6 protein-coding genes are annotated in these 3452 nt (G+C 68.7%); 2 read left to right on the plus strand and 4 right to left on the minus strand.

The features are described from left to right. From RMO04_RS17830 to folK, 3 genes are all read right to left on the minus strand, one after another. Positions 1-359 (minus strand): HD domain-containing protein (locus tag RMO04_RS17830; protein WP_309646115.1); only part of this gene is annotated, 359 nt, incomplete at its 3' end. A 26-nt stretch (positions 360-385) separates the two neighbouring features. Beyond that, the gene (gene rpoZ / locus RMO04_RS17835; protein WP_254836994.1) at positions 386-745 is read right to left on the minus strand and encodes a DNA-directed RNA polymerase subunit omega; all 360 of its coding nucleotides are present in this window, start codon (positions 743-745) and stop codon (positions 386-388) included. Between the two features lie 78 nt (positions 746-823). After that, entirely contained in the window at positions 824-1333 is a 510-nt protein-coding gene (gene folK / locus RMO04_RS17840; RefSeq protein WP_309646111.1) for a 2-amino-4-hydroxy-6-hydroxymethyldihydropteridine diphosphokinase, read from the minus strand. A 33-nt stretch (positions 1334-1366) separates the two neighbouring features. On the opposite strand from folK, the gene RMO04_RS17845 reads away from it, so the two are divergent. Together RMO04_RS17845 and RMO04_RS17850 are read left to right on the plus strand one after the other, a co-directional pair. Continuing rightward, on the plus strand, positions 1367-1975 hold the full coding sequence (locus tag RMO04_RS17845) for an NYN domain-containing protein (RefSeq protein ID WP_309646112.1): 609 nt from the start codon (positions 1367-1369) through the stop codon (positions 1973-1975). Further along, positions 1975-2622: a uracil-DNA glycosylase gene (locus tag RMO04_RS17850; RefSeq protein WP_309646113.1), complete on the plus strand. Its 648-nt coding sequence runs from the start codon at positions 1975-1977 to the stop codon at positions 2620-2622. Before RMO04_RS17845 ends, RMO04_RS17850 begins: the two co-directional genes overlap by 1 nt. On the opposite strand, the gene RMO04_RS17855 is transcribed toward RMO04_RS17850, so the two are convergent. Next, positions 2619-3452 (minus strand): GNAT family N-acetyltransferase (locus RMO04_RS17855; protein ID WP_309646114.1); only part of this gene is annotated, 834 nt, incomplete at its 5' end. The genes RMO04_RS17850 and RMO04_RS17855 overlap by 4 nt on opposite strands.

The raw sequence follows: 3452 nt of genomic DNA on the forward strand, positions 1-3452 counted from the left end.
CCTTCGACCAGTTCGGTGATCTCGGCGCCGAACAGCGCCTTGATGTCGTCGGGGGTGACCGGGGTGTCCTCGATCACGTCGTGCAGCAGCGCCGTGACGATGGTCGAGGTGTCGAGCCGGTAGTCGGTGAGGATGCCCGCCACCTCGATGGGGTGGGCGAAGTAGGGGTCGCCGGAGGCGCGCTTCTGCGAGCCGTGCATGCGCATGGCGTAGACATAGGCGCGGTTGAGGATCGCCTCGTCCGCGGTGGGATCATACGAGCGGACCTTCTCGATCAGCTCGTACTGGCGCAAGAGTTTCGGACGCTTGCTGGACGGCGCGTCCTTTTGGTCGGCGGCGGTTTGAGGCGCCGCCTTCAGGGTAAGGGGTTCTGGGCCATCGAGGCTCAGTACCGCTCCTCCTGACCGCCGTCGCGGTCGCTCTGCAGCGCGCGGACCAGTTCCAGCTCGCTCATCTGCATGTGGGTCGGATCGGCCAGCAGGGCGAGGGTTTCGGCCTCTTCCTCGGCTTCCGAGCGCTCGTCGACCCGTTGCAGGGTCCCGATCAGGTTCTCGCGCAGCTCATCGGCATCGACCACGTCGTCGGCGATCTCGCGCAGCGAGACGACCGGGTTCTTGTCGTTGTCGCGGTCGACGAGAAGCTGGGCGCCGGCCGAGATGGCGCGGGCGCGATGAGCCGCCAGCAGCACCAAGCTGAAGCGGTTGGGAACCTTCTCGACGCAATCTTCGACGGTGACGCGGGCCATGGAATCCTCAGAGGAGCGGTAGAACCCCGCAAAATAGAGCTTTGCGGCCAATTGTGCAACGCCGCAAAGGTCGCAACCCTAGGACTTCGCCACCGGCCGGGCGTCCAGGCCCACCGTCGCCGCGGCCGCGAGCTGGGCCGCGGTCCTGCCCAGCACCGGGTGACGCCACTCTGGGGCGATCTGCGCCAGCGGTCCCATGACGAACAGCCGCTCGTGAGCGCGAGGGTGCGGAAGGGTCAGGTCCGGGGCGTCCGAAACCGTCCTGCCATGGGCGATCAGGTCAAGATCGAGCGTCCGGGCGGCGTTCCGCGCACCGCGCTCGCGTCCAAAGGCCGCTTCGAGGTTGAACAATGTTCGGATAACGTCATCCGGGGACAGCCGAGCCTCGACAAGCACGACGCCGTTGCGATACTCCTGGCCGGTCGGGTCCGGCCAGGCGGCAGAGCTCCACCAGGACGACCGGCTTAGCAGAGGCAATCCCGCCTCGGCGAAACGAGCGAGCGCCGCCTCGAGAAGGGCTTCGGACGACCCAAAGTCGCCGGCGATATTTCCGCCAAGGGCGATGATGACCGCCTCGTCCGCCTTCAAGCCCCACGCCCCATTTCCAGGAATTCCGCGATCATGACGTTCTACCCCACCGATCGGCTCGCGCTCTTTATCGACGGCGCGAACCTGTATTCGGCCGCCAAGGGGCTCGGCTTCGATATCGACTATCGCAAGCTGCTGGAAGAGTTCCGCAAGCGCGGTGTCCTGATCCGGGCCTACTATTATACCGCCCTGGTCGAGGATCAGGAGTACTCGCCGATCAGACCGCTGGTGGACTGGCTGGACTACAACGGCTTCCGCCTGGTGACCAAGCCGGCCCGGGAATACACCGACGCCCAGGGCCGCAAGCGTTGGCGCGGCGACATGGACGTCGAGATCGCCGTGGACATGCTGGAGATGGCCGGCCACGCCGACCACCTGGTGCTGTTCTCCGGGGACGGGGACTTCCGCGTCCTGGTCGAGGCGGTGCAGCGCAAGGGCGCGCGGGTCACCGTGGTCTCCACGGTGAAATCGCAACCTCCGATGGCGTCCGACGACCTGCGCCGTCAGGCCGACAGCTTCGTGGACCTGGCCGACCTGGCCGACATCATCGGCCGGCCCTCGCGCCTGCCGCGATTCATCCAGGAAAGCCGCACCACCCCGGCTGACCGCGACGCGGACGCCGACGTCGACGCCGAAGCCTAGTGTCGGTCGCGCTCTGGGGCACCGAACCGCCCCGCGACTGTCCGCTGTGCCCCAGGCTGGTCGCCTACCGCCAGGTCAATCGCGACCAGAACCCCGACTGGTGGAACGGCCCTGCCCCGTCCTTCGGTGATCCGGATGCGCGGCTGCTGGTGGCGGGCCTCGCGCCCGGCCGCACCGGCGCGAACCGGACAGGCCGTCCGTTCACCGGCGATGGCGCGGGCTGGATGCTCTATGAGACCCTGATCAAGACTGGCTTCGCGCGGGGCGTCTACAAGGCCGATCCGCAGGACGGACTCGAGCTGGTCGACTGCATGATCACCAACGCCGTCCGCTGCGCCCCGCCCGGCAACAAGCCCGAGACGTCGGAAGAGAACACCTGCCGACCGTTCCTGACCGCGCGCCTGGAGGCCCTGCCGCACCTCAAGGTCATCGTCACCCTGGGCGACGTCTCGCGGCGCAATGTGCTGAAGGCGCTGGGGCTGAAGGCTTCGGCGGGTCTTCCGGGTCACGGAACGGAGTTTCAGGCCGGACCCTATGTGGTGCTGAACAGCTACCACTGCTCACGGCTCAACACGAACACCGGTCGGCTGACGGGCGAGATGTTCGAGGCCGTGTTCCGCCGGGCGCGGGCGCTGCTGGACGGCTAGAGGGGTCGGCTCCAGTAGAAGTACCGCCAAGCCGGCTTGAACCCGAAGCGGCGATACAGCGACCGGGCGTTGGCGTTGCCCTCCTCCACCTGCAGAAACATCCGGTCCACTCCACGCGCCTGCGCGGCGCCTGCCAGGCCGGCGAGCACGCGGCCGGCGAGGCCCTGCCCACGACGGCTGAGATCGGTGCGCATCCCGTGCACGCTGGCCCAGCCTTGACCGAAGGCGGCCACCCCGACCGCGACGGTCTGGCCGCCCTCACGCACCCCGCCATAGACCGCGTCCGGCGAGCGGGTCAGGGCGGCCACGCGATAGGCGCCATCGGCGGGATCGAAGCCCTCGCCCAGGAAGACGCTGGCCCAGCCGTCGTCCGGCGCGTCGGCGATCTCGGCCGGCATGCCCCTAGCCGCGGCGATCATCGACGTCGCGGAACCGATCTTCACCAGGGTGGGCTGCTCGAGGCCGTAGCCTCGGCGGGTCAGCTCGGCGGCCACGACCGCTAGGCCCGGCGTGTCGGCCAGCCGGAACGCCGGCTCAAGTCCGTGCTCGGCGAAGGCCGCCTCGATGCGGTCCAGGGTCGTCGGCGCGAAGGCCGCGTCATGGCGCAGGGGAACAGCGCTCTTGGCGCGGCGGATCGTGCCGGGCTCCAGGCCTTCCACGGCGAAGGCGGCTTCGATGCCGTCCAGAACCGCCGGAGAGAACGCGACGTCATGGCGGAGCGGAACCGCGCTCTTGGCGCGCCGGATGGTGCCGGGCTCCAGGGCCACTAGCCAGCCGTCGACCTCGACGACCTTGCGTGGCGCGACCGCCGAAAGGGTCGCGCGTTCGAT

The organism is Phenylobacterium sp. (assembly GCF_031412415.1).
In the GTDB taxonomy this organism is placed as follows: domain Bacteria; phylum Pseudomonadota; class Alphaproteobacteria; order Caulobacterales; family Caulobacteraceae; genus Phenylobacterium.

Coding starts and splice junctions, on each gene's coding strand:
- rpoZ (WP_254836994.1), bottom strand. CDS start 745: ATGGCCCGCGTCACCGTCGAAGATTGCGTCGAGAAGGTTCCCAACCGC.
- RMO04_RS17845 (WP_309646112.1), top strand. CDS start 1,367: ATGACGTTCTACCCCACCGATCGGCTCGCGCTCTTTATCGACGGCGCG.